Here is a 24940-nt window from a genome sequence, read left to right as displayed (position 1 = left end):
CCCTCAGATCGTCAGCGGCACGGGGTGGATCTCGTCGGCCGGATGGCCCGCGCGCTGATGGATCCGCTGAACGGCGGCGGCGTCCGGCGCGTCCGACAGGCAGTAGACGAGCCCCGAGTCGGGGTCCGCCCAGGCCTGCTCGAAGGAGACCTTCTCCTCCGATTGGATGGCCAGGTCGGCGTCATGGGCTTCGCGCAGCTTCTCTGCCGTGATGCCCTGCATACCGTGGTGGACGTCCATGAACTTCATGGTTCCTCCTGACTACGGATCCATCCAGCGTAGGTCGGACTCGTGGCACCGGTTCCTCATGGTTTGCCAAAGAAGCCCGGTAGAGATCGGTTCTGCCGCGTACGGAAGGATGGGCGGGTGATCAAAGGCATCCTTTTCGATCTCGACGGCACCCTGATGGACCATCGCGCCGCCGCCGACGCGGGGATCGCCGCCTGGATCGCCGACCGCGCGCCCGGCCTGCCGTCGCCCGGGCGGGCGGCGAAGGTGTGGGCGGAACTGGAGGACGTGCACCTGTCGGCCTGGCATGCCGGGCGGTGCGACCTGCGAGAGCAGAGGCGGCGCCGGATCCTCGGCATCTGCCATGCGCTGGGGCTGGCCGTACCGGAGGATCTCGACGCGGCGTTCGCCGCGTTCACCCGGCACTATCGCGCGGGCTGGAGCGCCTACCCCGACGTGCACGCGGCCCTCGCGCGGCTCGGCGGCTACCGGCTCGGCGTGCTCACGAACGGCAGCAGCCCCGTCCAGATCGACAAGATGCGCGCGATCGGCCTCGGCGAGCTCGGGCCGGTGCTGAGCGGCGACGTGCTCGGCGGGCACTTCAAGCCCGCCCCCGCCGCCTACCTGGCCGCCGCGGACCGCCTGGGACTGGAGCCCGGCGCGGTCCTGCTCGTCGGCGACGACCTCGTCAACGACGTCACCGGCCCCGCGGCCGCCGGGATGCGCTCGCTGTGGCTGGACCGCCTGGGCGTGCAGACGGCTCCGGAGGGGTTCGCGAGGATCGCCACGCTGAGCGAGCTTCCCGGCTATTTGTCAGGACATTCTGACCTCGGATAATCTGATCAGCATGTCCGCACCCTTGGCGATCGATCTGGACCGATCCAGCCCCGTCCCCCTGTATTTCCAGGTGGCCGAGCAGATCGCCGAGGCCATCCGGCGCGGGGATCTGGCACCCGGATCGCGGCTGGACAACGAGATCCTGCTCGCCGACCGGCTCGGCCTGTCGCGCCCGACGATCCGCCAGGCGATCCAGTACCTGGTCGACAAGGGCCTGCTGGTGCGTAAGCGCGGCGTCGGCACCCAGGTCGTGCACGGCCAGGTCAAGCGCTCGGTCGAGCTCACCAGCCTCTACGACGACCTGCGCAGGGCCGGGCAGGAGCCCGCCACGCAGGTCCTGGCCCTGGAGCCGCGGCCGGTCGCCGAGGAGATCGCGCCCATCCTCGGCGTCGAGGCGGGCACGGAGATCCTCTACCTGGAGCGCCTGCGCTTCGCCTCCGGCGAGCCGCTGGCCGTCCTGCACAACTGGCTGCCGATCGGCCTGGCCAGGCTCACCGCCGCCGACCTGGAGGGCCGCGGCCTGTATGAGCTGCTGCGCGGCGCCGGGGTCCGCATGCGGGTGGCCAACCAGCGCATAGGAGCGCGGGCGGCCGACCCGGCCGAGGCCAAGCTCCTCGGCGAGCGGCGGGGCGCGCCGCTGCTGACGATGGTCCGCACCACCTACGACGACCAGGGCCGCGCCGTCGAGCACGGCTCGCACGTCTACCGAGCCTCGCTCTACTCCCTTGAGGTCACGCTGATCGAGCGCTGACTGTTGATCATCGTAGATTCACAGCAAATCTGCAGGTACGGCCGGGCCGACGCACTCCTATAGTCGTCATCACGGGGTTGAAGTCCTGCTATATGCTTTAATAATAAACTACTACGATGAGTAGGAGCGGCTGGTCTTGTCGCCTATTTCCGCGGGACGGCGCGGCCTCGCGAGAGCCGGATGGACGGCTTCCGCAAGCCTCCTGGTACTGCTCGCCGCGAGCTGCAGCACCACCCCACCCCCCACCGCCGCCCCGAGCACGGCCCCCGCCGTTCCGAGCACGAGCGCACCCCCCTCCCCGGCCTCCACCTGCGCCGCCACCGGCAAGCTGGTGCCGCCGTGCGGCGCGTACTGGGGCATGTACATCGCCCCGCCGGGCAACCGCACCCCCGTCGGCCAGGCCGTCGGCAACATGGAGTCACAGCTGGGCCGCAAGCTCGACATCGTCTTCAGCTACCACGACATGTCCACCGGCCCCAATGGAACGTTCATGCGCGAGGACGAGGTCGCGCTCGGCCGCGACCGCATCCTGCTGCTGAGCTGGGAGGCCAAGATCTGGGGCAGCCCGGAGCGCACGCTGCTGTGGCGCGACATCGCCTCCGGCACCATGGACGCCTCCGTCATCGACAAACAGGCTCAGCGCATCAAGAAGTACGGCAAGCCCGTCATGATCGGCTTCGACGGCGAGATGGACCGGCGCACCACCAGCGGAACCCCCAAGGAGTACGTGGCCGCCTACCGGCACATCCACGACCGCTTCCAGAAGCTCGGCGTCACCAACGTGATCTGGGTGTGGGCCGTGACCGGGTTCATGGAGTACAAGGACCAGTGGAAGGCCCTGTATCCGGGCGACGCGTACGTGGACTGGATCAGCTACGACCCGTACAACTTCGCGACCTGCCGCGGGGCGGCGTGGAAGAGCTTCGAGGAGACCCTCAGGCCCACCTACGACTGGTTCCAGGCCAACGGGTTCGACGACAAGCCGATCATCATCGGCGAGTACGGCACCGAGGTGGACCCGCGCAGGCCCACGGCCAAGGCCGACTGGTTCCGCGGCATCCCCGCGGCCCTGAAGGCGATGCCCAACATCAAGGCGCTCCTGCAATGGAACGCTGTATTGAACCCCGAGTCGCCCGACGGGTGCGATTTCCGGCTGGAGGGACCGGGGGTGGTGGAGTCGTTCGCCGAAGTGGGACGCGACCCCTACCTCAACCAGCGCACGCCCGGCTGAGCCCGGGTCCGGGGCCGCGGGCCAGGCGGAAGCCGAGGTCGTCGATGCGCAGGGACGGGTGCGACTTGCGGCGGGCGGAGGCGCGGCAGCCCCGCGGGGTGTCCTGCCAGCCGCCGCCCCTGAACACGCGGTACGGCCCGTAGACCACCGGGTCGAACAGGTCCCAGCACCATTCCCACACGTTGCCGATCGTGTCGTGCAGGCCCCAGGCGTTCGGCTGCCTGGTCGCCACCTCGCGGGCCGCGCCGCCGGAGTTGCCCCGGTGCCAGGCGATGGCGTCGAGTTCGCCGTAGCGCTCGCCGGTGGTGGCGGCGCGGCAGCCGTACTCCCATTCCGCCTCGCTCGGCAGCCGGTACCCGTCGGCGGCCTCGTCACGGGTCACGTCGAGGGCGTCGGGGTCTTCGCCGATGACGTAGCAGGGCGTGAGGCCCGCGTCGGCCGAGAGCCGGTTGCAGAAGCGCAGCGCGTCCCGCCACGACACGTCGGTCACCGGCTCCCTCCCCGCCGGCCCGCCGGCGACGGAGCGGTACAGATCCCGCGTCACCGGATGCACCGCCAGCTCGAACGCGGGCAACCGCACCGTCCAGGCGGCCCGCGTGGCCTCGTTCCGCAACACGATCTCACCCGCCGCGATCGCCCGAAACACTCCACCACCCCTTCCCCATACTTCCCTGACTCAGACCATCATAGGGAACTTCGTGATGACCGCGACCCGCCCGCCGGAGGGATCTGGCTGTCGGCTTCAGTGCTACGCACAGGGCCGCCAGGACCAGGGCGGAGAACGGCTTCGCCGAAACGCGGACGCGCCCTCAAGGACGGCTTGACCTCAAGTTCGGTTGAGATTCTAGGCTCGTCCAGGTAGGGCGACCTGAGGAACGTGACTGTGACGACCTTGGTGACGGGTGCCACCGGGAACACCGGCCGGCACGTGGTGGCAGAGCTGGTACGCCGGGGAGAACCGGTCCGGGCCCTGACCCGGGACCCGGCGGCGAACGCGGGAAGATTTCCGGCCGGAGTGGAGCTGGTGGCCGGTACGCACAACGCGCCGGAGGACCTGGACGCCGCACTGCAGGGTGTCGAGCGGCTGCACGTCACGGTGACCGCGGGGACGGCCGAGGCCGGGCCCGAGCTGGTCCGGAGGGCGGTGGCCGCGGGCGTTCGGCGCATCACGGTGCTGTGGGGCGGGGCGGTGGGCCCGGCCGAGCGGGCGGTGGCGGACTCGGGTGTGGAGTGGACGCGCCTGGAAGCACAGGAGTTCATGTCCAACACGCTGGCCTGGGCCGAATCGATCCGGGCCGAGGGAGTGGTCAGGGAACCGTACGACCTTCCCAGCGCGCTGGTGCACGAGGCCGACATCGCGGCCGTGGCGGCCGTCGCACTGCTCGATGACGGCCACGCGGGGCGCTCGTACAACCTGACCGGGCCCGAAGCGCTGACGCCTCGCGAGCGGATCGCGATCCTGTCCCGGGCCATCCGCCGTGACATCGCCTTCGAGCCGATCACGCACGAACAGGCGATCGGCAGGCTGACGGCCACCGGCGTGTCCCGGGCGGACGCCGAGTATGTGATCGGCTGGTACGCCGCGCCCGGCGAAACCTCCACGACCGTGGACGACACGGTCACACGGGTGACCGGCCGTCCGGCGCGGACGTTCGCCCAGTGGGCCGACGAGCACGTGGACCGTTTCCGGGCGGGATGACGGACGACCGCGAGGGCGGGCCCGGAGCGGGCCCGCCCTCGTTGAGCACGATCTAGCGTTTGCCGCCGACCAGGCCGAACAGGTCGAGGCCGAGCAGCAGGGGGTCGTGGTCCGAGGCGCGATAGGGACCGGGACTGTACAGGTCGCCCGCCGTCCTGAACTCGGTGTTGTAGTCGTAGTAGACGTCTTCGTCGGCGTTGACGTGCCAGATGGTGGCGCCGGCGATGCGGCGCATCACCTGCTTGGTGGTGAGGACGTGGTCGAGTTCGCCGGAGGCGCCGCCGAAGACGTAGCTGTAGCGGCCGGCCAGCGGGACGAACTGCTTGCTGACGCTGCGCAGCCCGGCGGCGGCGAAGGTCTGGATCGGGTCCTCTTCGCTGTAGGCGTTGAGGTCGCCCACGACGAGCGGGTTGACGAGCTTCTGCTTCTTGATCATCTCGAGGATGGCCTGTGCCTGCAGGACGCGCTGGGCGTTCCAGCAGCCCTGGCCGTGGTCGGCGTTGTCACCGGTGGCCTCGCCGCAGCTCTTGGACTTGAAGTGGTTGGCGATCACGGTGAACGGGCGCAGCGACAGCAGCAGCTTGGTCGAGCGGAAGGTCTGGGCCAGGGGCGGGCGGGCGTTGAAGAAGCGGGGGTCGGAGATGGTCGTGGGCGAGCCGACCGGCTTCACGACGGCGGGCTTGTAGATCATCGCGACCGCGATCGCGTCGGTGCCGGGGCCCGGGTGGGTGATGAGCTTGTACGTGCCCGCGCCGACCGCCCCGTTGAGCGCGTCGACCAGGGCTTCCAGGGCGGCGGGGTGGAAGCCCGTACCCGCCAGGTCGGGCCGGGGGTTCTCGACCTCCATGAGGCTGACGATGTCGGCGTTGAGCGCCTTCAGCGTGGCCACCTCCTTGGTCAGCTGGCGGTCGCGCTCGGTGAGCGTGTTGGCGCCGCGCGGGGTGAAGCCGGGGTTGTAGGGCGGATTGGGGTATCCGGCGGCGTTGAGGGTGGTGAACCAGTTCAGGGTGTTGAAGGTGGCGATCTTCACGTCGCCGCCCACCTTGGCGGGGGCCGGCGTGCGGGCGTTGTCACGGGTGAAGGTGAGCGGGCCGGTGGGGTGCACGAGGTACTTGACGTTCGTGCTCGTGGAGCCGTAAGCGCCCTGGTTGAGCACGCCGGTCAGGCCGCTGACGCCGTCGCCGGAGCGGGCGAGCTGGTCGCCGGCCGGGTAGTGCGGCATGGGGTTGGGGTTCTGGCCGGAGGAGCCGTCGTCGATGACGACGGAGCGGCGCAGGTCGGCGGCGGGGTCGACGCCGGGCCGGTCGGTCGGGATGTACAGCCGCCCGCCGGTGGCCGCCAGCAGCTGGCCGTAGCGGGCGTGCCAGTAGTTCTCGCTGACGGTCAGCTTGCCGGGCACCGTCACCAGGACGCCCTCCAGGCGCTCGAAGATGTCGGAGGCGGCGATCGGCAGGGTGAGGGTGGCGGCGCCGATGGTGCCGGTGCCGCAGACGTCGACCGCGGTGACGGTGGACAGCTGGGTGGCGCCGCCGAACTCGGTGGCGGTGCCGGAGACCCTGACCCGCGTGCCCACGCTCAGCGCGGTGGAGGCGAAGGCGGGGGCGAAGACGAACAGGCCGTCGGAGGTAGCCGGGTTCGCGTCGGGCGTGTCGTCCTGGACGAAGAAGCCCGAGCGCGCGGTGGCGCTGGTGAAGGTACGGGTGACGACGCCCTCGACGCGGACCTGCTGCCCGGCCAGCGGGGTCTCGGCCGCCGCGCCCTGCACGTCGGCGACCTGGTGCGTGGCGGCGGTGTCGCACGGGTCGGCGGTGGGCGTCGGTGTCGGGGTAGGCTCGCCGCCACCGGGGCCGGTCTGCCCGGCCAGGTTGGTGGGCGTGGGCGCGCCGGCGGCTAAGTCGGCGGCGTTGTTGTCGGTGTCCACGGGGGTGGCCGCGCGGCTGATGGAGGTGCTGTTGGACGGCGCGGGGGCCGGGGCTCCCTCGAAGGCGTTGGCGCTCGTGCCGTACCCGATGAAGTCGATCACGCCCGGGGCGGTGACCACGTCGGAGCCGACCAGCGCGGTGGTGCTGGAGACCAGGGCGACCTTGCCCGCGGTGGCGCTCATCGGGATGGTCCCGGTGGCGTCGGCGGGCGGTAGCGGCTTGTCGGTGACGGTGGTTCCCGCGGCTTCCTGGACCAGCAGGCGCCGGCCGGGAGGCAGGCTGCCGCTCAGCGGGGTCACCTGCCAGGTCGTGCCCGCGGCCGAGGCGTACTGCACGCTCCAGCCGCTCAGGTTCACCGCGTCCGGGCCCAGGTTGTACAGCTCGATGAAGTCGTTGCTCCACGCGGCGCCGGAGTTGCCACCGCCGCCGTAGACCTCGGCGATGACGACGTCGGTCGACACCGCTCCTGCCGGGGCGGCCCCGGTGATGGCTCCGGCCGCCAGCGCGGCGGCCACGAGTGCCGCCATGGCACGTCTGGTCATTGGGATCTCCTCGTAGAAAAGCGATTCTGAGCATTTCTACAGGTAGATCGTTGTTTGTGTCTTTGACACGATGTGCCGAGTATGGCGGGCTCCGGCTGGAGGTTGTCGGCGCCCAGGACCCGGCCGACGCCGTAGGGCGCCGGCCGGGGTGGTGGCTACCGCCGGGCGAGCACCGCCTCGGCGGCGGCCTCACCGGAGCGGATCGCGCCGTCGATGTAGCCGTACCAGCGGGTCGCCGTTTCGCTGCCCGCCCAGTGGATGCGGTCCACCGGTTCGCGTACCGCCGGGCCGTACCGGGTCCAGGTGTGCGGGGGGAAGAGCGCCGCGTACCCGCCGCGGCTGAACGGGTCGGCGCTCCAGTCGTGCTGAACCCAGGCGATCGGCCGCCCCGCCTCGGCGCCGAACAGCCGGGTGAGCTGCTCCAGGACCGCCGCCTGTGACGCCGGCCGGTGCAGCACGGCGACCAGGACGCCGCGTCCGCCCGCTCTCGGGCTGCTGTCGGCGACGCCGTCGACGGGGCCGCGCATGCAGATGGCCTGCCCGCTGAGCCCGGCCGCGCGCCAGAACGGCTCGCCGTACACCAGCACGCACTTGATCGCACCGCCCATGGGCAGGCGCTGCGTGAGGCGGTCGCGGGCAGCGGGCAGCGGCGGGTCGTACAGGACGCGCCCGGCCAGGGTCGGCGGGATCGCCACCACCACTTGGTCCGCCCGCACGCTCTGGCCGGAACCGGTCGTGACCACGACGTGGGAGGCGTCGCGCGCGATCCGGTGTACCGGCGCGGCCAGGCGGATCCGGTCGCCGAGCCGGGCGGCCAGCCGCCGCGCCATCTCGCCCGCGCCGCCGTCGAGCCGGTCCTGCTGCGCGCCGCCCTCGGTGGCCATCACCGCGTTCAGCCCGCCGGCCGCCCTGGCGTAGAACAGCGCGTGCAGGAGCGACAGCTCGCCGGGCTCGCAGGCCCACATCAGCCGGCTCGCCGCCGTGAACAGCTCGCGTCCCCCCTTCGTCCAGTGGGTACGGCGCAGCCACCCGGCCAGCGTCTGCCCGTCGAGCCCGGCGGCGCCGGACCCGCTCCAGGGGGAATCGGGGTCGATCGTCCGGGCGAGCCGCTCGAACCTGGCCATCGCCTGCGCCAGATCCAGCATCTCGGGGACGCTCAGCTTGGGCACGGTCCCCCGCCAGGGCCGTACGCCCCCCGCGGCCGTCTCCATCAGGTGGTCACCGGCGTTGTAGGTGGCGAAGACCTCGATGCCCAGCTCCCCGGCGAGGGCATAGGCACGATCCTGGCCGGGGCCGATGAACTGGCCGCCGAGATCGACGCTCTCGCCGCCGGCCTCGACGGTGCGCGTACGCCCGCCGACGTGGTCGCGCGCTTCCAGCACGAGGACGTCGGCGCCCTGTCCGAGCAGGGCGTTCGCGCAGGTCAGCCCGGCCATTCCGGCGCCGACGACGACGATGTCGGCGCGTTGAGAGGTGTGGTGGTCGGTCATGGCACTCCTTGGGTGCGTCATGCCCTGCCACGAAAGCGTCGCGGGACGCGGACGCGTTCACGGCACGGCGAACACGTCAGCGCGCCCACCGACCGCCATGGCGCCGACCTACTGATCACACCCTACGGCTCCCGGTCGGTCGCCGCGATCACGCGCATGAGGACCCCGTGCAGGTGCTGGAGCTCCGCGAGGTCCATGCCGAGCCGCTCGACGATGGCCGGGGGGATCTTCTCGGCCTCGGCCCTGAGCGCCCGCCCGGCGGGGGTGAGGGTCACCGCCAGGGCGCGTTCGTCCTTGGTGTTGCGTTCGCGGCGGAGGTAGCCGAGGGCCTGGAGCCGCTTGAGCAGGGGCGACAGGGTGCCGGGGTCGAGGCGGAGCAGTTCGCCCAGTTCCTTGACCGACAGCGGTTCGTGCTGCCAGAGCGCCAGCATGACCAGGTACTGCGGATGGGTCAGCCCCATGGGCTGCAGCAGCGGGCGGTACAGGCCGATGACGCTGCGCGAGGCGATGCTGAGGGCGAAGCAGACCTGGCGGTCCAGGGCCAGGAGATCTGTTGTGTCTGTCACAGACTCGCCTCCGGGTGACGACCGCTAGATTAGTTGGTGTACAAATTAATAGCCTACCAATCCATGCCGCACAAATCGATCGTGATCCCCGGGAGGGACGCCCGCATGTTTCACCGCAAGCCGCTGGAGGAGCGCATCGCCGAGCGGCAGGCCAAGCTGCCTCCCCTCAAGGAGGGCAAGCACTTCGAGCACGGCCCGGCCAAGTTCGTGTTCGTCTCGCTGCTCGTCGCCGTGGTGCTCATGCACGTCGTCGGCCTGGCCATCGTCATGCACTTCTCCTGAGCCCACGCCTCCGGGCCGGAGGCGTGGGCGGCAGGGGGACTACCTTCTCACGGTCAGCGTGAAGGTCGCCGTGCCGGACTTGCCGTCGGCGGCACTCGCCCTGAGCACGATGGGATAGGTCCCGGGCGGGGTCGCCTGGGAGAAACCGGTCAGGAGGGTGATCGAGCTCCGGCCGCCCTGGGGAACGGTCGTGGGCGTCATCAGCGCGTGGACTCCCGCGGGCAGTCCTGACAGTGACAGGGTCAGTTTCCCCGCGCCTCCGGTCGCGGTGGCGGAGGTCGTGGCCGGCATGCCGGAGCGGACCGAGGCCGCGGGCGGGGTGAGCGTCACCTTCACCTCCCCGGTCGGCGGGTCGCCTTCGACGGTGAGCGTGAGGGTGGCGTGGGCGGTCCTGCCCGCGGCGTTCGTGGCGGTGACCGTGATCGGCGAGGTCCCCACGGGGGTCGAGGCCGAGGTCTCGACGGTCAGCCCGGCCGTGTCACCGGTCATGATCGAGGTGGGCTGGAAGACGGCCCTGGCCCCGGCCGGCAGCCCGGCGGCGCTCAGGGTGACGGACTCGGGGGCGCCGGAGGCGGTCGAGACGACGGTGGCCGAGACGGGCCGGCCGGGGGTCGTCCTGACGCCCGCCGGAGACAGCGACAGGCCGAACTCGCCCGGCTGCTGGCCGCCGATCTGCTCCTTGACCCAGTCGCCCATGTCGTTGGTGAGGCGGCCGTAGACGCTGTACCACTTGAAGTCGGCCCGGCTCCACGACGCGACGCCGACGATCTTGCCGTCGATGATCAGGGGGCCGCCGCTGTCGCCGGGCAGGATGCTCACCCGGCCGTCGCCGTACCCGGCGCAGATCATGGTGGCCGCCTTGAACCCGGCGCCGACGCCCTGGCAGAGCCGTTCGCCGTCCACGACGGGCAGCGTGGCCTTGTCGAGGGTGACGTCGCGGGCGGTGTCGTTGAAGTCCTTCTTGCCGTAGCCGTAACCGACCCCGTCGCGCCCGGGTACGGCCAGCCGCTCGTCGGCGGAGGTGGCGACCTGGGCGTAGACGCCGCCGGGCACCGGGATGTCGTCGGCGACGGTCACGACGGCCACGTCGTAGCCCTGGTCGAAGGTGACGTACCGGGGATGCTTCTTGTACTCGATCACCCGGGTGCGGAAGCCGCCGCCGGCGTTGAGGTCGTCCAGGCCGTACAGGAAGCTCTTCTCGCCCGCGGCGTCGGCGCAGTGGGCGGCGATGAGGATCTTGCGGGGGGCGACCGCCGAGCCCGTGCACGACTGGCCCTGCGGGCGTGAGCCGCCCTCGCGCAACCCGGCGATGATGGCGGGGTACTCCTGGACGGTGGCGTTCTGGCCGTTGGAGAAGCCCACCGGCCCGCCGGGGCCGGGGATGGGGACGGTGCCGGACTCGTAGTTGGCGGCCGGTGGGTTTTCGGGGCCGGCGTGGGCGGCGGGCGGGCCGAGGGGGATCAGCGCCGCCGCGACGGCCAGCGGCAGCAGAATCCGCGGGCGGGGAAGTGTCACGTGTGGTCCTTTCCGCACTCCTGGGGGGAGGAGATGGGGATGTCTGCCGACCACGCTGAGCCCGCGCCCGCACCGCTGACCATCAGGGACAGGGTGGGTAGCGGTACCGGTCTTTGCCCGCGGCTACCTACTGAAGCAACTCGGTCCTGGAGTGTTTGCCCAGCTTCTGCAGGATGCGGGCGACGTGCGTCTCCACCGTGCGCGGCGACAGGAACAGCATCCCCGCGATCTCCCTGTTGGTGCGGCCGGTGGCCAGCAGCCGCGCGACGTCCTGCTCGCGGGGCGAGAGCGTGTCGCCGTAGCCCCGCCGCCCGCGGCGCACGACGACCCCGCGCTCGCGCAGGTGGTGGCGGCACCGCTCGGCGTCGTAGGTGGCGCCCAGGGCGGCGAAGACGTCGCCCAGCCCGGCGAGTCCCTCCACGGCCCCGCCGCACAGGATGAGCCGTTCCGCGGCCAGGGCGGCGTAGTAGGGCGCGGGCAGCTCTTCGTACAGCCGCCTGGCCTCCTCGAAGTGCGCCCGCGCCGCGGCCAGGTCGCCGCCGGCCTCGGCGAGCTGCCCGCCGGCCATCCGCACGGCCGCGGCGGCCAGGGGCGCGTGCCGCCCGGCGAGGCCGCGTTCGAGCTCGGCGAGGAGGGTACGCGCCTGTTCCGCCCGCCCGCTCTCCATCAGGACGTCGACCGCCACCGGGACCAGCTCGCCCGTCCAGGCCCACACGCCCTTGGTCCGCGCGACGTGCAGCCCCCGCTCGACGTCCGTGCCGGCCAGCTCCCGCTCGCCCCTGGCCAGGCGGGCCTTGGCGCGCGCGGCGAACGCGCTGAGCACGACGGGGATGATGGACTCCTGGGGTACGGCGATGCCGGTGCCGGCCAGCCAGCTCTCCGCCTGCTCCCACTCGCCCCGGGCGGTCGCCAGCCAGCCCAGCACCAGCGACAGCTCGCTGGCGACCGGCAGCAGGTCGCGGTACTCCTCCAGCAGCCGCAGCGTGCGCTCGTCCAGGCCCTCCCAGCGGCCGAGCATCCAGTCCAGCCGGGCCTGCGTGGCCTGCCCGGTGCTGGTCACGAACGTGGCGCCGACCCGCGCGGCCAGGTTCAGCCCGTCGCGCAGCAGGTGCCCGGCCTGCTCGTAGCGGCCGGTGCAGACGCAGGAGTCGGCGAGGTTGCAGCGCAGGCGGGCCAGATGCCGCTGGGCGCCGAGGCCGGAGGCCTGGTCCGGTACCCGCAGCGCGCCCGGGTCGCCGACGGTCACCAGGGACGGCAGGTAGTTGGCCAGGAGCGACATGCGCAGCTCCCCCTCGGGGACCCTCTTCAGCGCCACCTTCAGCCGCTGCGTCCAGGGGTGGAGCCGCGCCAGCGGCGTGGTGCCGAGGTAGGGCAGGGCGAGCGAGGCGATCCCCCTGGCGACCAGGTCGGGCCGGTCCTCCAGCTCGTCCACGGCCTGGGCGATCGCCGCACGGCCCTCGTCCAGCCCTTCGGCCTGGCGGATCAGCATCCAGCCGAGGAACAGCCGCACCTCCCCTCTCGCCGCGGCCGACAGGCGCGGGTCGTCCAGGAGCCGGGTGAGCGTGGTGGACGGGTCGCGCTGATCCAGGCCGGTGTGCGCGATCTCGCCGAGTTTGATGGCCAGCCGGTCGACGTCTCCGGCGGGCAACCCCGGGTCGTTGAGCAGGCGCTGGAGCAGGTGGGTGGCGGTGGCGATGTCCCCGACCCGGACGGCGGCGTCGGCCGCGGCCTCGCCGTAGCGCTGCGCGTCCTCGGCCAGGCCCGCATGACTGCTGTGGTCGGCCAGGCGGACCAGTGGCGGCGGGTCGAGGCGGCGCAGGACCTCGATCACCCGCAGGTGCAGGCGGCGGCGCTCGTATCCGGCCATGGTGGCGTAGACGGCCTGGCGGGCCAGGGCGTGGCGGTAGCCGTACACGCACCCGTCGATCTCGTGCAGGACTCCCCGGTCGAGTGCGGCGCCCAGCGCGCTCCGGCAGCGCTGGTCGTCGAGGCCGGACACCTCTCGCAGGTGCTCCAGCGTCGCGGGTGTGCCCAGGACCGCCACGGCCCGCACCAGCGCGATGGCGTCGCCGGACAGGCTCGCCAGCCGTTCGGCCATGGCCTCGCGCAGCAGCACGGGGACCTCGGCGTTCTCCAGCAGGCGGCGGGCGGCCGCGCCGTCCAGGGGGAGGCCGCCCGCCGAGGAGCGCACCGCGCGGAGCGTCTCCTCGATGACGAACGGCAGGCCGGCCGTGCGCTCGTACAGGCGCGTGGCGAAGTCCAGGGGGACGGAGCCGCCGAGGATGCAGGAGGCCAGGGTGCGGACGTGGCCCAGGGTCAGGGGGCGCAGCCGTACCACGATGCTGCCCGCGCGGGGCGGCGGACGGTAGGCGCGGCCCAGCGGCACGCCGCCCGCGACCTCCTCGCGCCGGTAGCTCAGCACGACGGCGAGGTTGGCCGGCGGGTTCGACAGCAGGAACGACAGCAGGTTGCGGGTGCCTTCGTCGCTCCAGTGCAGGTCCTCGATCAGCAGCAGCGCCGGTCCCGCGGCGCCGAGCACCTCGCGGACCGCGCTGAACAACCGGTGACGCTCGGCCTGGGGGTCGCCGGTGGGGGCCGGTGACTGCGGCAGGTGCTCCGACAGCTCGGGCAGCAGATCGCGCAGCATGCCGGTGACCGGGCTGAGGCGGGCGCGCTGGAAGGGGTGGGTGAAGCCGCGCAGGCCGTCCACGGCCTCCAGCACGGGACCGAACGGGAACGGCTCGCGCAGCGGCTGGCAGTAGCCCGTCAGGATCCGTAAGCTCGCGAGGTCCGGCTGGGCGATCAGCTCCCCGGCCAGGCGGCTCTTGCCGACCCCCGCCTCGCCCTCGATCATCGCCACCGCGGGCCGGGCCGACACGACCGCGAGCAGGTCGCCCAGCTCCTGCTCCCGTCCGACGAGCACGGGCGACCTCGTCCGTATCCGCGTCACCGCCGACTGTCCCAAGGCTGCGGTCATGTCGTGTCCCGTTCACGTGCTCGGTTGGACAACGCCGGATAACAGGCCGTGAAATGCCGAGTTTAGGGGTTGGTGCCCGCCTGGGGAATGGCGCGTCGCGTCCCCCTGCCGGCCCTTCTCCGCTTTCAGGCCCGGACGCCGAAGAGTTCGTCCTCCACGTGGTCGAGTGCCAGCCGTACCGCGCCCAGGGCGACGGACTCGGTGCCCAGCGTCGAGGCCTCCACCCGCAGCGGGAACAGGCAGATCCCGGCCAGCTCCGCACGCAGCGGCGCCGCCAGCAACTCGCCCGCGCCCGACATGCCCCCGCCCACCACCACCAGTTCGGGATCGACGGTGAGCACCGCGGCGCCGATGCCCTTGGCCAGGTCCTTGGCGAAGGCGCGGACGATCGTCGCGGCCTCCTCGTCACCCTGGCGGACGGCCTCGAAGACCCGTTCGGCGGCGCTCCTGGCGGAGCCTTCGCGGTCGGGGTCGTGGCCGGCGTAGGCCAGGAAACGGTCGAGCGCGGTGTACCAGCCGAAGGCGCGCATCACCCCGATCTCGCCGGCCGCGCCGTTGCGGCCCTGGTGGAGCTTGCCGCCGATGAGCAGGCCGGCCGCGATGCTCCTGCCGACCAGGATGCACAGCACGTCGTCGGCGCCCGCCGCCGCTCCGCGCCAGCGTTCGGCGACGGCCGCCAGGTTGGTGTCGTTGCCCACCAGGACGGGGCCGCCGGCCAGGCCGTCCAGGGCGGAGCGCAGGTCCATGCCCGTCCATGCGGGCAGCCGGTCGCTGAGCACGACCTTGCCCGCCGCGGGATCGACGACACCGGTCGTACCGACACCGAGCGCGCGCACGGACGAGACGCCCGCCGACCGCAGGGATCTGCGCACCACCGCCTTGGCCGCGGCGATCCTGGCGGCGGGGTCGGTGCCGGGGGTGACGGCCGATCTGCGGGTGTCGACGATCGTGCCCTTGAGGTCGGCGGTGACGGCCAGCACCTTGTGCGGGCCGATGTCGAGGCCGACGACATGCCCCGCCTCGGCCCTGAAGCGGTAGCGCTTGGCGGGACGGCCGACGGAGCGCGGGCCGCCCGGCGGGGGAACCACCTCCTCCACCAGGTCGGGCAGGCCCGCGAGCACGTCTTCCACCGTCGCCCTGGACACCGACGTCGTCTTGACGATCTGGGTCAGCGTGAGCTCCTCGGCGCCATGGAGAGCGCGCAACACGGCTGCCGCGTTGAGGCGGCGCAGCAGGGCTGGGTCCTGTCCGGTCAAGGTCACGATTTGATGGTAGGGCATTGTGAATTATTTGAAGACCTACTAAAAATATCCACCATGAAGAAGGCCATGGTCCTCACCGCTGCCGCACTGGCACTCGCCGCGTGTGCCCCAGCGGGCAGCCAACAGCCGGTGCCCAGCGGGAAGAAGGAGGTCACCTTCCTCACGTTCGAGACGCCCAACCTGACCCCGCAGTACTGGGACGCGGCGATCAAGCGGGTCACCGACAAGCATCCGGACATCGCGGTGAAGAAGCTGGTGGCGCCCAGCGCCGGCGAGCGCAACGCCTACGCCAAGCAACTCCTGGCCTCCGGGCAGCTGCCCGACGTCATGCAGGCCATCGCGCCGAGCGGGTTCGCCGAGAGCGGCAACCTGTACGCCTGGAGCGACGAGGAGCTGAAGAACTACGACTTCCCCCGGTCGAACCCGCTGGGCGGGAAGATCTACCAGCTCCCCTACAACACCCAGCCGACGCCGCTGGTCTACTACAACAAGAGGCTGTTCGCCGAGGCCGGCGTCGGCGCGCCGCCCAAGACGTACGCCGACCTGCTCGACATCGCCGGCAAGCTCAAGGACAAGGGCGTCAACCCGTTCGTCGTGGGCGGCGGCGGCAAGGACGCCTTCGCGGCCGGCTACCTCTGGATGGCGCTCGTCGGCTCGGACGTCTACGCCCGGCAGCCCGACTTCCTGCTCAAGCGCCGGGCCGGGCAGGTGCGCTTCAGCGACCCGCTCTTCGTGAAGGCCACACGGAAGTTCGCCGACCTGGTCAAGCGGGGATACGTGGACAAGGCGGGGCTCAGCCGCGACTATCCCTCGACCGAGAGGGCGTTCCTGGACGGCAAGGGAGCCATGTACCCAATGGGTTCGTGGTTCGCCGCCTCCGCGGAGGCCAACAAGCCCGCCTTCGACGTCGGCGTCTTCGCCTGGCCGACCGACGACGGCAAGGTCGTGGTTCCCGCCTTCACCGGCGGCGGGCCGATCGTGAACGCCAGGTCCAAGAACCTCGAAGCGGCCAGGACCTTCGCGCTGGAGTTCAACCAGGACCCGGGCAACAACGCGGTGCTGGTCAAGACCGACGCCGCGATCATCGCCGTCAAGGGCTACCAGCCGCCGCCGATGGGCCCGGTCTACAACGCCACCCTCGACGTGCTCAGGTCCGGAACCGTCGTCAACGCCTTCACCGTCGAGACGGGCGACGACGCCCTGCTGCCCGGCGTCGGCGACAAGGTCTTCGCCCTCGCCCAGGAGATCATCGCGGGCGAGACCGACGGCGACACGGCGGCCAAGGTCCTGGACGAGGAGTGGGCCAAGGCGGGCGGCCAGTAGATGTTTCGCACCGCTCCCGCGGCCGCCCGCAAGGCGGCCGTCCCCTGGGACAGGCTGGCCTACCTGCTGAGCTTCGTCGCCCCGGGACTGCTGGTCTACGCCTGTTTCGTGCTGGCGCCGATCCTGCTCAGCCTCGGGTACAGCCTGACCAACGCCAACCTGTTCACTCCCACGGCCCGCTTCGTCGGCCTGGACAACTACCTGCGGCTGCTGACCGACTCGGGTTTCCTGACCTCGCTCAAGGTCACCACGATCCTCACGCTGATCATCGTGATCGTGCCGAACGTGGCCGGGGTCGGCGTCGCCGTCCTGCTGGACCGCAAGGGCCGGCTCTACAACGCGCTGCGCAGCGTGTTCTTCGTCCCCGTGGTGCTCAGCTCGGTGGTGGTCAGCGTCGTCTGGATGGCGATGTTGCAGGACGAGGGCCTGATCAACCGGCTGCTCGGCGCCCGGATCGGCTGGCTGTCGGATCCCGATCTGGCGTTGTACTCGATCGGAATGATCATCAGCTGGCAGATGCTCGGCTTCTGCTCGGTCGTCTACCTGGCCGCGCTCCAGGGCGTGCCGCAGTCGCTGCACGAGGCCGCCTCGATCGACGGGGCGAGCGCGTGGATCCGGTTCCGCAAGGTGAGCTGGCCGCTGCTGGCACCCGCGCTGACCACCAACACGGTCATGCTGCTGATCACCGGATTCAAGGCCTACGACCACATCCAGGTGCTCACCGCGGGCGGTCCCGGCGTCGGCACCACCGCGACGGTGGCCTTCAACGTGATCCAGGTGGGCTTCACCGCCAACCGCACGGGCGAGTCGTCGGCCATGGCCGTCCTCATGCTGGTGATCATCACGATCGTCTCCGGCGTGGTGCTGCGGGTGCTCAACCGCCGGGAGGTGGACCTGTGATCCGCAAGGTGCTCGCGATCGGCGTGGCCGCCGCCTTCTTCCTGCCGCTGTATCTGGTGGTCGCCAACGTGTTCAAGCACGGCCCGGACATCACGGCCTCCCCCGCGGCGCCGCCGATCCCGCCCACGCTGGACAACCTCACCCAGGCCCTGACCCGCCCCGACGGCCTCTTCTGGAACGGCCTGATCAACAGCGTCACGGTGACGGTGCTGTCGATCGTGCTGCTGACGATCGTCTCCGCGATGCTCGGCCACTACGTCTGCCGCACCCGCTCGCGCTTCGCGCGGGTCATGCTGCTGGTCCTGCTGGCCGGGCTGATGATCCCGCCGCAGGTGATCCTGGTGCCGGTGACCCAGGTGCTCAACCTGACGCACCTGATGGGCACGATCAGCGGACTGGTGCTGTTCAACGTCGGCTACTACGTGCCGTTCGGCGTCTTCGTCTTCTCCGGCTTCATCCGGGCCATCCCGATCGAGCTGGAGCAGGCCGCCGCGATCGACGGCGCCGGCCGGTTCGGCACGTTCTGGCGGGTGGTCTTCCCCCTGCTGCGACCGGCCACCGCGAGCGTGCTGATCTTCCTGGGCGTGTGGATCTGGAATGACTTCCTCAACCCGCTGATCATCCTCGGCCCCGCCGGCGGCACCACCGTCACCGTCGGCGTCTACCGGGCGCTCGGCCAGTTCCAGCGGGACTACGGCGGCATGTTCGGCCTGATGGTGCTCTCGGCGCTGCCCATCCTCATCTTCTACCTGCTGCTGCAAAAGCACTTCGTCAAGGGACTCACCGGGGGAGCGGTCAAAGGATGATCAACCTGAAGGACCATGCCGGGAAGCGGCTCGACCGGCCCGTCACGCTGGCCGTGGCCGGCGCGGGCGCCCGCGGGGCCGCCTACGCCGAACTGGCCGCGCGTCATCCGGACAAAGTGCGGGTGGTCGCCGTGGCCGAGCCGCGCGCCGCCGTCCGCGATCGATTCGGTGTACGGCACGCGCTCGAGCCCGACCGGATCTTCGACGACTGGCGGACGATGGCGGCCCAGGGCCGCGTCGCCGACGCGGTGATCATCGCCACCCTCGACGCCGACCACCTGGAGCCCACCGAGGTCTTCGCCGGGCAGGGCTACGACATCCTGCTGGAAAAGCCCATCGCCCCGGTCGAGGAGCAGGTCCTCGCGGTCGGCGAGGCGGCCACCAGGACGGGCGCCACGATCGCGGTCTGCCACGTCATGCGCTACACCCCGTACACCAGGACGTTGCGCGAGCTGCTCCCGCGGATCGGCGAGATCGTCAGCGTGGAGCACCTGGAACCGATCGGCTTCTACCACTTCGCGCACTCCTTCGTCCGCGGCAACTGGCGGCGTGCCGACGAGACGGCCTTCGCCCTGCTGGCCAAGTCCTGCCACGACATCGACTGGCTGACGGCCGTGGTGGGCCGCAAGGTCACCACGGTCTCCTCCTTCGGAGGGCTGAAGCACTTCACCGCGGCCAACCGGCCCGCCGGGGCGGCCGAGCGGTGCCTGGACTGCCCGCTGCGCGACAGCTGCGCGTACTCGGCGGTCACGCTCTACCGCGACGGGCTGCGGCACGGCGGGACCAAGCGGTACTTCACCCGGGTCATGTCCGGCGGAGTGCTCACCGAGGAGGCCGTCACCCGGGCGCTGGCCGAAGGGCCGTACGGCAGGTGCGTCTACGCCAGCGACAACGACGTCGTCGACCACCAGGTGGTCGGGATGGAGTTCGAGGGCGGCGCCACGGCCTCGTTCACGATGACGGCCTTCACACCCCTTGAGAACCGCCACACCAAGATCTTCGGCACGCTCGGCCAGCTCACCGGCGACGGCCGGTTCATCCACGTCTACGACTTCGCGTCCGAACGGACCACCACGGTCGACACCTCGCGCGGCGGATCCACCACCGCCGAGGGCCACGCGGGCGGCGACGAGTCACTCATCGAATCCTTCGTCACCGCCCTGCACGAGGGCCGCCCCGACCTGATCCTGTCCGGCATCCAGGAGAGCGTCGACAGCCACCGGGTCGTCTTCGCCGCCGAACGTGCCCGCCGCCTGGGGCGGCTCGAACACCTCTGATCCCCCAGCAAGGAGAAGTTCATGCGTCATCTTGGAAAGCTGGCCACCGCGGTACTGGCGGCCGGAGCGCTGCCCCTGATCATGACGGACGCCGCCGCGGCCGGCACCGGCCGCGGCGCGCCGGGCATCACCGCCGGCTACCTCGGCATCGAGCTCGACCGCGCCGGCACCGTGACCGGGCTGCGCGACACCAGAACCGGCACCGACTACCTGGCGGCGGGCAAGTCCGCCTCCCTGGTCAGCCTGGTGGTCGACGGCAGGCAGCTGCGGCCGACCCGGGTCCACCGGCGCGGGCACGACCGGCTGACCTTCAGAGGCGAGGGTTTCACGGTCGAGGTGAAGGTCGTGGCCAAGCCCGGCTACACCACCCTCACCGCGACCGACGTCCGCGCCGACGGAGACGTGCAGACCCTGCTGTGGGGCCCGCTGGCCACCTCCATCACGCGCACCGTCGGCGAGACCGTCGGCGTGGTCCGCGACGAGGCGTTCGCCGTGGGCCTGCGGCCGCTGGCCGACCGGACCGAGGGCGCCTGGCCGCAGGAGTACCAGGAGCTCGGCTGGGAGAGCGAGGTCGCCGGCAACCCCTCCGACCTGCAGGTCGCGCCGCACGAGGAGTGGAGCGCGGCGGGCAGGACCGGCTGGGGCTCGGTGCTGCGGGCCTTCACCTACGACTACACCAGGGAACGGCAGCGGCATAACCTCGGCGGCTACCCCATTCCCGTCGGCCCGCTGGCCGGCGACGAGGGGAAGGTGGCCGGGTCGGAGATCGCGCTGTTCGGAGCCGCGCCGGAGCTCACCCCGACGGTCCTGGCGAACATCGCCAAGGGTGAGGGCCTGCCGTACCCCACGCAGAACGGTCAGTGGCAGAAGACGGCGCAGGCCAGCAGCCAGTCCTTCCTCGTCCTGAGCGACCTGCGGACGCACAACGTCCAGGAGGCGGCCACGTACGCCAAGGCGGCGGGGATCGGCTACCTCTACTCGCTGCCCAACGCCGTGGGGCCGTGGAAGACGACCGGGCACTACCGGTTCGACGCGGGTATGGGCGGCTCCGACGAGGGCGCGAAGCGGACCGTGGATCTGGCCAAGGCCGAAGGCGTACGGCTCGGCGTCCACACCATCTCCGACTTCATCAGTCTCGATGACCGCTACGTCCAGCCCGCGCCCGCCGACAGCAGGCTCGCCTCCGGCCAGCGTGCCCGGCTGACCCGCCCGCTGGCGGCCGCCGACACCACGATGTACGTCGACTCCGGCGCGCCGTTCGCCCCCGGCCTGCACTTCAAGGCGCTGCGGATCGGCGATGAGCTCCTCACCTACGGCGAGGCGCGCCAGGACGGCGACGAGTGGGTCGTGAGCGGCCTGAAGCGAGCGCAGGCCGGCTCGCCGGCCGCCTCCCACGCCGCCGGGGACAAGGCCGCCAGGATGATCATGAACTCGTACGCGGGGGCCATCGGCGGCCTCGGCGTCATCGACGAGATCGCCACCCGCCTGGCCACGGCCTGGAACACCACCGGCATCATGTCCCACTCCTACGACGGCGTGGAGTCGGCCTCGGAGTCCGGATGGGGCAACTACGGCCAGGCCCGGCTGATCAACGGAAACTTCCGCCAGCTCAAGGCCAAGGACGGCTACATCACCGAGACCAGCCGCATGACCTCCAACACCTGGGACGCCCTCACCCGGGCGAGCTGGGGCGAGGTCGGCGTGACCAGCATGGACCAGGTCTTCGTCAACAACGCCTTCTACCGGGCCAACTTCCTGCCCGGCATGCTCGGCTGGATCAGCCTCAAGGGATCGGAGCCGCTGCTGAGCATCGAGAGCAAGCTGGCACGCGGCGCCGGGCTGAACGCGGGGGCCGGGTTCCAGACCTCGCTGTCCAGCCTCCGTTCCGGCGGCGAGAACGCCAGGAAGGTGCTCGACGCGATCAACCAATGGGAGACGGCGCGCAACCTCGGCGCCTTCACCGAGGAGCAGAAGACCCGCTTCCTCGACAAGAGCACCAACTGGCGCCTCTCGGTCGTCACCGCCGGCCAGAAGTGGTCGCTGCAGGAGCTCGACGCGTCGGGCCGGCCCATCGGGTCACCCCAGCAGGTCACCGTGCCGGCCCCGGCGCTGACCACCACCGCCCTGCCCGCCGCCACCCGCCACCGGCTCTACGCGGCGAGACTCACCACCAACACCCCCGCCACGATCAGGTACGAGCTCACCGGCGGCGCCCTGCCCGAGGGCCTGTCCCTCAACCAGGACACGGGCGGCATCATCGGCACTCCCCGGCACACCGGGAAGGCCACCTTCACCGTTACCGCCCACAGCACGGCAGGGCTTGCCCCCGCGAAGGCCACCTATGAACTGACCGTGCGCCGCTAGAGAGCGTCGTCGCGGTCACCCCGGAAAGGGCAACAGCGCGGGGCGCAAAGTCCCTGAAGTGCCGGGATCTGCGGGCTGACCGGCCTGTGGGTCGATCCGGACACCGGCGACTGGCACGGCCTGGCGCACAACGAGTTCACCCCGCGGCCGTTGGCGACGGCCTGCGCTGCGACGCGATCGACTACGCCGTATCGGCCGACCAGGGCCGGGACGCGATCACTCAGCGGCCACCCACCAGCCACCCGCGTACCCGACCTCCGTGGTCAGTACATCTAGACGAGGCCGGCGACGGCCGCGACGACCTGGTCCACCTCCTGCTCGGTGTTGTAGTAGTGCGGCGACAGGCGCAGGCACCAGTCGACGTCCTTGTCGCCGAAGTCGAACTGCGCGAAGTGGCGGAAGCTGAGCGCCGAGTTGATGCGGCGCGCGTCCAGGGCCGCCTTGAAGGGCTCCGGCCGCCAGCCGCCGACGGCGAAGGTGACCAGGGCGCCCAATCGCCGGCCGTGGTCCAGCACCCGGACCCCGGGCAGCTCGGCGAGCCTGTCGCGCAGGTTCGCGGCCAGGGCCGGGGTACGGCGGGCGATGGCGTCCATGCCGACCTCGCGGGCGTACCGTGCGGCGGCGGCGCAGCCGAGGACGGCGGCATAGGGGAACTCCCAGTCCTCGAACCTGGCCGCCGTCTCGACGGGCCGGTAGCGGCCCGGCTCGACCCAGCGCGCGCCGTACATGTCGATGAACAGCGGCTCGTAGCCCGCGCGCAGCACCCGGTCGGACACGTACAGGAAGCCCGAGCCGCGCGGACCGCGCAGGAACTTGCGGCAGGTGGCGGTGAGCAGGTCGCAGCCGATCTCCGCGACGTCGATCGGGTACTGGCCGACGGACTGGCAGGCGTCGACCAGGTACAGCAGGTCCAGTTCGCGGCAGTGCCGGCCGATGTCGGCGACCGGCTGGACCAGGCCGGAGTTGGTGGGGATGTGGGTGGCGGCCACGAGCCGCGGGCGGTGCCGGCGCATCAGCGCGGCCATCGCCGCCACGTCCACCCCGCCTTCGGGCAGGTCGGGCGCGTGCACGACCCGCACGCCGAACCTCTTGGCCAAGGACAGGAAGGCGATCTGGTTGGAGATGAAGTCGTTGCGGGTGGTGAGGATGACGTCACCGGCCTCGAACGGGATCGCCGACAGGGCGGTGGAGAACGCGTGGGTGGCGCTACCGGCGAAGGCGATGTTCTCAGGAGCGCAGTTGATCAATGCGGCGGTCTCGGTGTAGAACTCGCGGACCTGGCCGGCGCGGGCGGCCGAGGCCTCGTAGCCGCCGATGTTCGCCTCCAGCCGCAGGTGGTCGAGCATCACGGCCAGCACGGGCGCGGCCAGCAGGCCGCAACCGGCGTTGTTGAAGTGCACGACGTCGGCGGCACCGGGGGTGTCCGCGCGCAGGGCCGTCACGTCCAGAAGCGATTCTGCCGGAACGCTGGAAGCGCTACTATTGTCTCTCATGTCAGACAGTAGCAGTTCGGCGGAGTTGGCGGCCAGCATGCGCGCGATGATCGACCGGCTGTCGCCGGGCGACCGTCTGCCCAGCAGCCGGGAGCTGATCCAGCTCCACCGGGTCGGCCCCGCCACCGTGTCGCAGGCGATCGCCACGCTCGCCGCCGAGGGCGTGGTGATCACCCGTCCGGGCAGCGGCACGTACGTGGCGGCACGCCTCCAGCGGCGCGCCGCCGTGACCGACACCGCCTGGCAGACCGTCACCCTCGCCGACCGGAGCGTGGACACCCGCGTCCTCACCGACGCCCTCGGCGCGCCACCCGAGGGGACGATCATGCTGGACGGCGGCTACCTGCATCGATCGCTGCGGCCCGGCAAGATCCTGACCGCGGCGCTGGCGCGGGCGGCCCGCCGCCCCGACGCCTGGGACCGCGCGCCCGCCGCCGGCCTGGCGGCGCTGCGCAGCGTGTTCGCCACCATGGCCGGTGACGGCGTGAGCGCGGACGACGTCCTGGTCACCTCCGGCGGGCAGAGCGCCCTGTCCATGGCGTTCCGCGCCATCGCCGCGCCGGGCGACCCCATCCTGATGGAGTCGCCCACCTATCCGGGAGCGATCGCCGCCGCCAGGGCGGCGGGCCTGCGCCCGGTGCCGGTGCCCATGGACGCCGACGGCCTGCAGCCCGGCCTCCTGGCCGACGCCTTCGCCATGACCCGCGCCCGCCTGCTGTACTGCCAGCCGACCTACCACAACCCCACCGGCACCGTGCTGGCCCCCCAACGCCGGCGGCAGATCATCGACGCGGCCAGGACGGCGGGCGCGTTCGTGATCGAGGACGACTTCGCTCGCCACCTCGGCCACGGCACGCCGGTACCGCCGCCCCTGCTGGCCGACGACCGCGACGGCACCGTGATCTACCTGACCTCGCTCACCAAACCGGCGGCGCCGAGCCTGCGCATCGGCGCCCTGGTCGCCCGAGGCCCGGTGATGGAACGCCTGCGCGCCATCCGCCTGGTCGACGACTTCTTCGTCACCCGCCCGCTGCAGGAAACGGCGCTCGAACTCCTCAGCTCTCCCACGTGGGAACGGCACCTCCGTTCGCTGGCCGCGGCGCTGCGGGAGCGGTGCGCGGCGCTGGCGGCCGCCGTCACGCGCGACCTTCCCGGCTGGGCCCTCACCCGTGTCGCCACGGGCGGGCTCCATCTGTGGGTCGGCCTGCCGTACGGCGCCGACGACACCGTGATCGCCGCCGCGGCCCGTCAGCACGGCGTCGCCGTCAGCGCCGGCAGCCGCTACTTCGCCACCGAACTCCCGGCGGCCTACCTGCGCCTCGGCTTCGCCGCCACCGCCGACCAGGCCGAACTGACCGAAGCCGTACAGCGGCTCGCGGTGATCCACCCCGGGCCCGCTTGACCACTCAGCCGCGGTGGCCCCTGGGGATGAATGCCCACGGCCACGGTCTTGATGGCCACCACGCGGTCGTAGC

General features: G+C 71.5%; 20 protein-coding genes. 11 read left to right on the top strand and 9 right to left on the bottom strand.

Going from position 1 to position 24940, the window contains the following annotated elements; all coding sequences use genetic code 11:
* Positions 1–3 precede the first annotated feature (3 nt).
* A complete protein-coding gene (locus ACIBHY_RS45615) occupies positions 4–249 on the bottom strand; it encodes an SCO4226 family nickel-binding protein (RefSeq protein ID WP_397253148.1) in 246 nt (81 codons plus the stop codon).
* A gap of 117 nt (positions 250–366) precedes the next feature.
* Between ACIBHY_RS45615 and ACIBHY_RS45610 the strand changes: the two genes are divergently transcribed.
* The 3 genes from ACIBHY_RS45610 (at position 367) to ACIBHY_RS45600 (ending at position 3047) form a co-directional block, all read left to right on the top strand.
* Complete coding sequence (locus tag ACIBHY_RS45610; protein ID WP_397253150.1) at positions 367–1065, top strand: HAD family hydrolase; 699 nt, start codon at positions 367–369, stop codon at positions 1063–1065.
* A 10-nt stretch (positions 1066–1075) separates the two neighbouring features.
* Entirely contained in the window at positions 1076–1816 is a 741-nt protein-coding gene (locus ACIBHY_RS45605) for a GntR family transcriptional regulator (protein WP_397253152.1), read from the top strand.
* A 136-nt stretch (positions 1817–1952) separates the two neighbouring features.
* Entirely contained in the window at positions 1953–3047 is a 1095-nt protein-coding gene (locus tag ACIBHY_RS45600) for a glycoside hydrolase family 26 protein (RefSeq protein WP_397309993.1), read from the top strand.
* Here the strand turns inward: ACIBHY_RS45600 and ACIBHY_RS45595 are convergent.
* Positions 3025–3693, bottom strand: a complete 669-nt coding sequence (locus tag ACIBHY_RS45595) for a formylglycine-generating enzyme family protein (RefSeq protein WP_397309992.1) — start codon at positions 3691–3693, stop codon at positions 3025–3027. The two genes, ACIBHY_RS45600 and ACIBHY_RS45595, sit on opposite strands and share 23 nt — an antisense overlap.
* Before the next feature lie 237 nt (positions 3694–3930).
* Between ACIBHY_RS45595 and ACIBHY_RS45590 the strand changes: the two genes are divergently transcribed.
* Positions 3931–4746: an NmrA family NAD(P)-binding protein gene (locus ACIBHY_RS45590; RefSeq protein WP_397253158.1), complete on the top strand. Its 816-nt coding sequence runs from the start codon at positions 3931–3933 to the stop codon at positions 4744–4746.
* Positions 4747–4798: 52 nt separating this feature from the next.
* On the opposite strand, the gene ACIBHY_RS45585 is transcribed toward ACIBHY_RS45590, so the two are convergent.
* The 3 genes from ACIBHY_RS45585 to ACIBHY_RS45575 form a co-directional block, all read right to left on the bottom strand.
* Positions 4799–7210: an ExeM/NucH family extracellular endonuclease gene (locus ACIBHY_RS45585; protein WP_397309991.1), complete on the bottom strand. Its 2412-nt coding sequence runs from the start codon at positions 7208–7210 to the stop codon at positions 4799–4801.
* Positions 7211–7365: 155 nt separating this feature from the next.
* Entirely contained in the window at positions 7366–8700 is a 1335-nt protein-coding gene (locus tag ACIBHY_RS45580) for a flavin monoamine oxidase family protein (protein ID WP_397309990.1), read from the bottom strand.
* Positions 8701–8822: 122 nt separating this feature from the next.
* The gene (locus ACIBHY_RS45575) at positions 8823–9266 is read right to left on the bottom strand and encodes a MarR family winged helix-turn-helix transcriptional regulator (protein WP_397253164.1); all 444 of its coding nucleotides are present in this window, start codon (positions 9264–9266) and stop codon (positions 8823–8825) included.
* Between the two features lie 105 nt (positions 9267–9371).
* Between ACIBHY_RS45575 and ACIBHY_RS45570 the strand changes: the two genes are divergently transcribed.
* On the top strand, positions 9372–9548 hold the full coding sequence (locus tag ACIBHY_RS45570) for a hypothetical protein (RefSeq protein ID WP_397253166.1): 177 nt from the start codon (positions 9372–9374) through the stop codon (positions 9546–9548).
* A 39-nt stretch (positions 9549–9587) separates the two neighbouring features.
* Here the strand turns inward: ACIBHY_RS45570 and ACIBHY_RS45565 are convergent, their stop codons facing one another.
* From ACIBHY_RS45565 to ACIBHY_RS45555, 3 genes are all read right to left on the bottom strand, one after another.
* Positions 9588–11063: a trypsin-like serine protease gene (locus tag ACIBHY_RS45565; RefSeq protein ID WP_397309989.1), complete on the bottom strand. Its 1476-nt coding sequence runs from the start codon at positions 11061–11063 to the stop codon at positions 9588–9590.
* Between the two features lie 127 nt (positions 11064–11190).
* Positions 11191–13986 carry an AAA family ATPase gene (locus tag ACIBHY_RS45560; RefSeq protein ID WP_397309988.1) on the bottom strand — a complete coding sequence of 932 codons (2796 nt, stop codon included), beginning with the start codon at positions 13984–13986 and terminating at the stop codon, positions 11191–11193.
* A gap of 179 nt (positions 13987–14165) precedes the next feature.
* Positions 14166–15302, bottom strand: a complete 1137-nt coding sequence (locus ACIBHY_RS45555; protein WP_397309987.1) for an ROK family protein — start codon at positions 15300–15302, stop codon at positions 14166–14168.
* A 54-nt stretch (positions 15303–15356) separates the two neighbouring features.
* Here ACIBHY_RS45555 and ACIBHY_RS45550 point away from each other — a divergent pair, with 54 nt between their 5' ends.
* The 5 genes from ACIBHY_RS45550 to ACIBHY_RS45530 are packed head-to-tail and all read left to right on the top strand — an operon-like array spanning position 15357 to position 21972.
* Positions 15357–16625 carry an ABC transporter substrate-binding protein gene (locus ACIBHY_RS45550; RefSeq protein WP_397309986.1) on the top strand — a complete coding sequence of 423 codons (1269 nt, stop codon included), beginning with the start codon at positions 15357–15359 and terminating at the stop codon, positions 16623–16625.
* Positions 16626–17525 (top strand): carbohydrate ABC transporter permease, encoded by a 900-nt coding sequence (locus ACIBHY_RS45545; protein ID WP_397309985.1) that lies wholly within the window; start codon positions 16626–16628, stop codon positions 17523–17525.
* Positions 17522–18331 carry a carbohydrate ABC transporter permease gene (locus tag ACIBHY_RS45540; protein WP_397309984.1) on the top strand — a complete coding sequence of 270 codons (810 nt, stop codon included), beginning with the start codon at positions 17522–17524 and terminating at the stop codon, positions 18329–18331. The genes ACIBHY_RS45545 and ACIBHY_RS45540 overlap by 4 nt, the downstream gene beginning before the upstream one ends.
* Complete coding sequence (locus tag ACIBHY_RS45535) at positions 18328–19608, top strand: Gfo/Idh/MocA family protein (protein WP_397253180.1); 1281 nt, start codon at positions 18328–18330, stop codon at positions 19606–19608. The genes ACIBHY_RS45540 and ACIBHY_RS45535 overlap by 4 nt, the downstream gene beginning before the upstream one ends.
* Before the next feature lie 21 nt (positions 19609–19629).
* Complete coding sequence (locus ACIBHY_RS45530) at positions 19630–21972, top strand: Ig domain-containing protein (protein WP_397309983.1); 2343 nt, start codon at positions 19630–19632, stop codon at positions 21970–21972.
* A gap of 272 nt (positions 21973–22244) precedes the next feature.
* On the opposite strand, the gene ACIBHY_RS45525 is transcribed toward ACIBHY_RS45530, so the two are convergent.
* Positions 22245–23414, bottom strand: coding sequence for an aminotransferase class V-fold PLP-dependent enzyme (locus ACIBHY_RS45525; RefSeq protein WP_397253184.1), 1170 nt, complete (start codon positions 23412–23414; stop codon positions 22245–22247).
* 49 nt (positions 23415–23463) lie between these two features.
* Here ACIBHY_RS45525 and ACIBHY_RS45520 point away from each other — a divergent pair, with 49 nt between their 5' ends.
* On the top strand, positions 23464–24867 hold the full coding sequence (locus ACIBHY_RS45520) for a PLP-dependent aminotransferase family protein (RefSeq protein WP_397309982.1): 1404 nt from the start codon (positions 23464–23466) through the stop codon (positions 24865–24867).
* Positions 24868–24940: the final 73 nt, after the last annotated feature.

The sequence above is a fragment of the Nonomuraea sp. NPDC050547 genome (assembly GCF_044457345.1).
Classification (GTDB): domain Bacteria; phylum Actinomycetota; class Actinomycetes; order Streptosporangiales; family Streptosporangiaceae; genus Nonomuraea.
The sequence above is the reverse complement of the archived record's forward strand: the minus strand, read 5'-3'. Positions and strand labels throughout refer to the sequence as shown.

What these genes read in the sequence shown, in the direction of transcription:
- ACIBHY_RS45605 (WP_397253152.1), top strand. Translation starts at nt 1,076, where the DNA reads ATGTCCGCACCCTTGGCGATCGATCTGGACCGATCCAGCCCCGTCCCC.
- ACIBHY_RS45530 (WP_397309983.1), top strand. Translation starts at nt 19,630, where the DNA reads ATGCGTCATCTTGGAAAGCTGGCCACCGCGGTACTGGCGGCCGGAGCG.
- ACIBHY_RS45615 (WP_397253148.1), bottom strand. Translation starts at nt 249, where the DNA reads ATGAAGTTCATGGACGTCCACCACGGTATGCAGGGCATCACGGCAGAG.
- ACIBHY_RS45535 (WP_397253180.1), top strand. Translation starts at nt 18,328, where the DNA reads ATGATCAACCTGAAGGACCATGCCGGGAAGCGGCTCGACCGGCCCGTC.
- ACIBHY_RS45570 (WP_397253166.1), top strand. Translation starts at nt 9,372, where the DNA reads ATGTTTCACCGCAAGCCGCTGGAGGAGCGCATCGCCGAGCGGCAGGCC.
- ACIBHY_RS45550 (WP_397309986.1), top strand. Translation starts at nt 15,357, where the DNA reads ATGAAGAAGGCCATGGTCCTCACCGCTGCCGCACTGGCACTCGCCGCG.
- ACIBHY_RS45545 (WP_397309985.1), top strand. Translation starts at nt 16,626, where the DNA reads ATGTTTCGCACCGCTCCCGCGGCCGCCCGCAAGGCGGCCGTCCCCTGG.
- ACIBHY_RS45580 (WP_397309990.1), bottom strand. Translation starts at nt 8,700, where the DNA reads ATGACCGACCACCACACCTCTCAACGCGCCGACATCGTCGTCGTCGGC.
- ACIBHY_RS45520 (WP_397309982.1), top strand. Translation starts at nt 23,464, where the DNA reads ATGTCAGACAGTAGCAGTTCGGCGGAGTTGGCGGCCAGCATGCGCGCG.
- ACIBHY_RS45585 (WP_397309991.1), bottom strand. Translation starts at nt 7,210, where the DNA reads ATGACCAGACGTGCCATGGCGGCACTCGTGGCCGCCGCGCTGGCGGCC.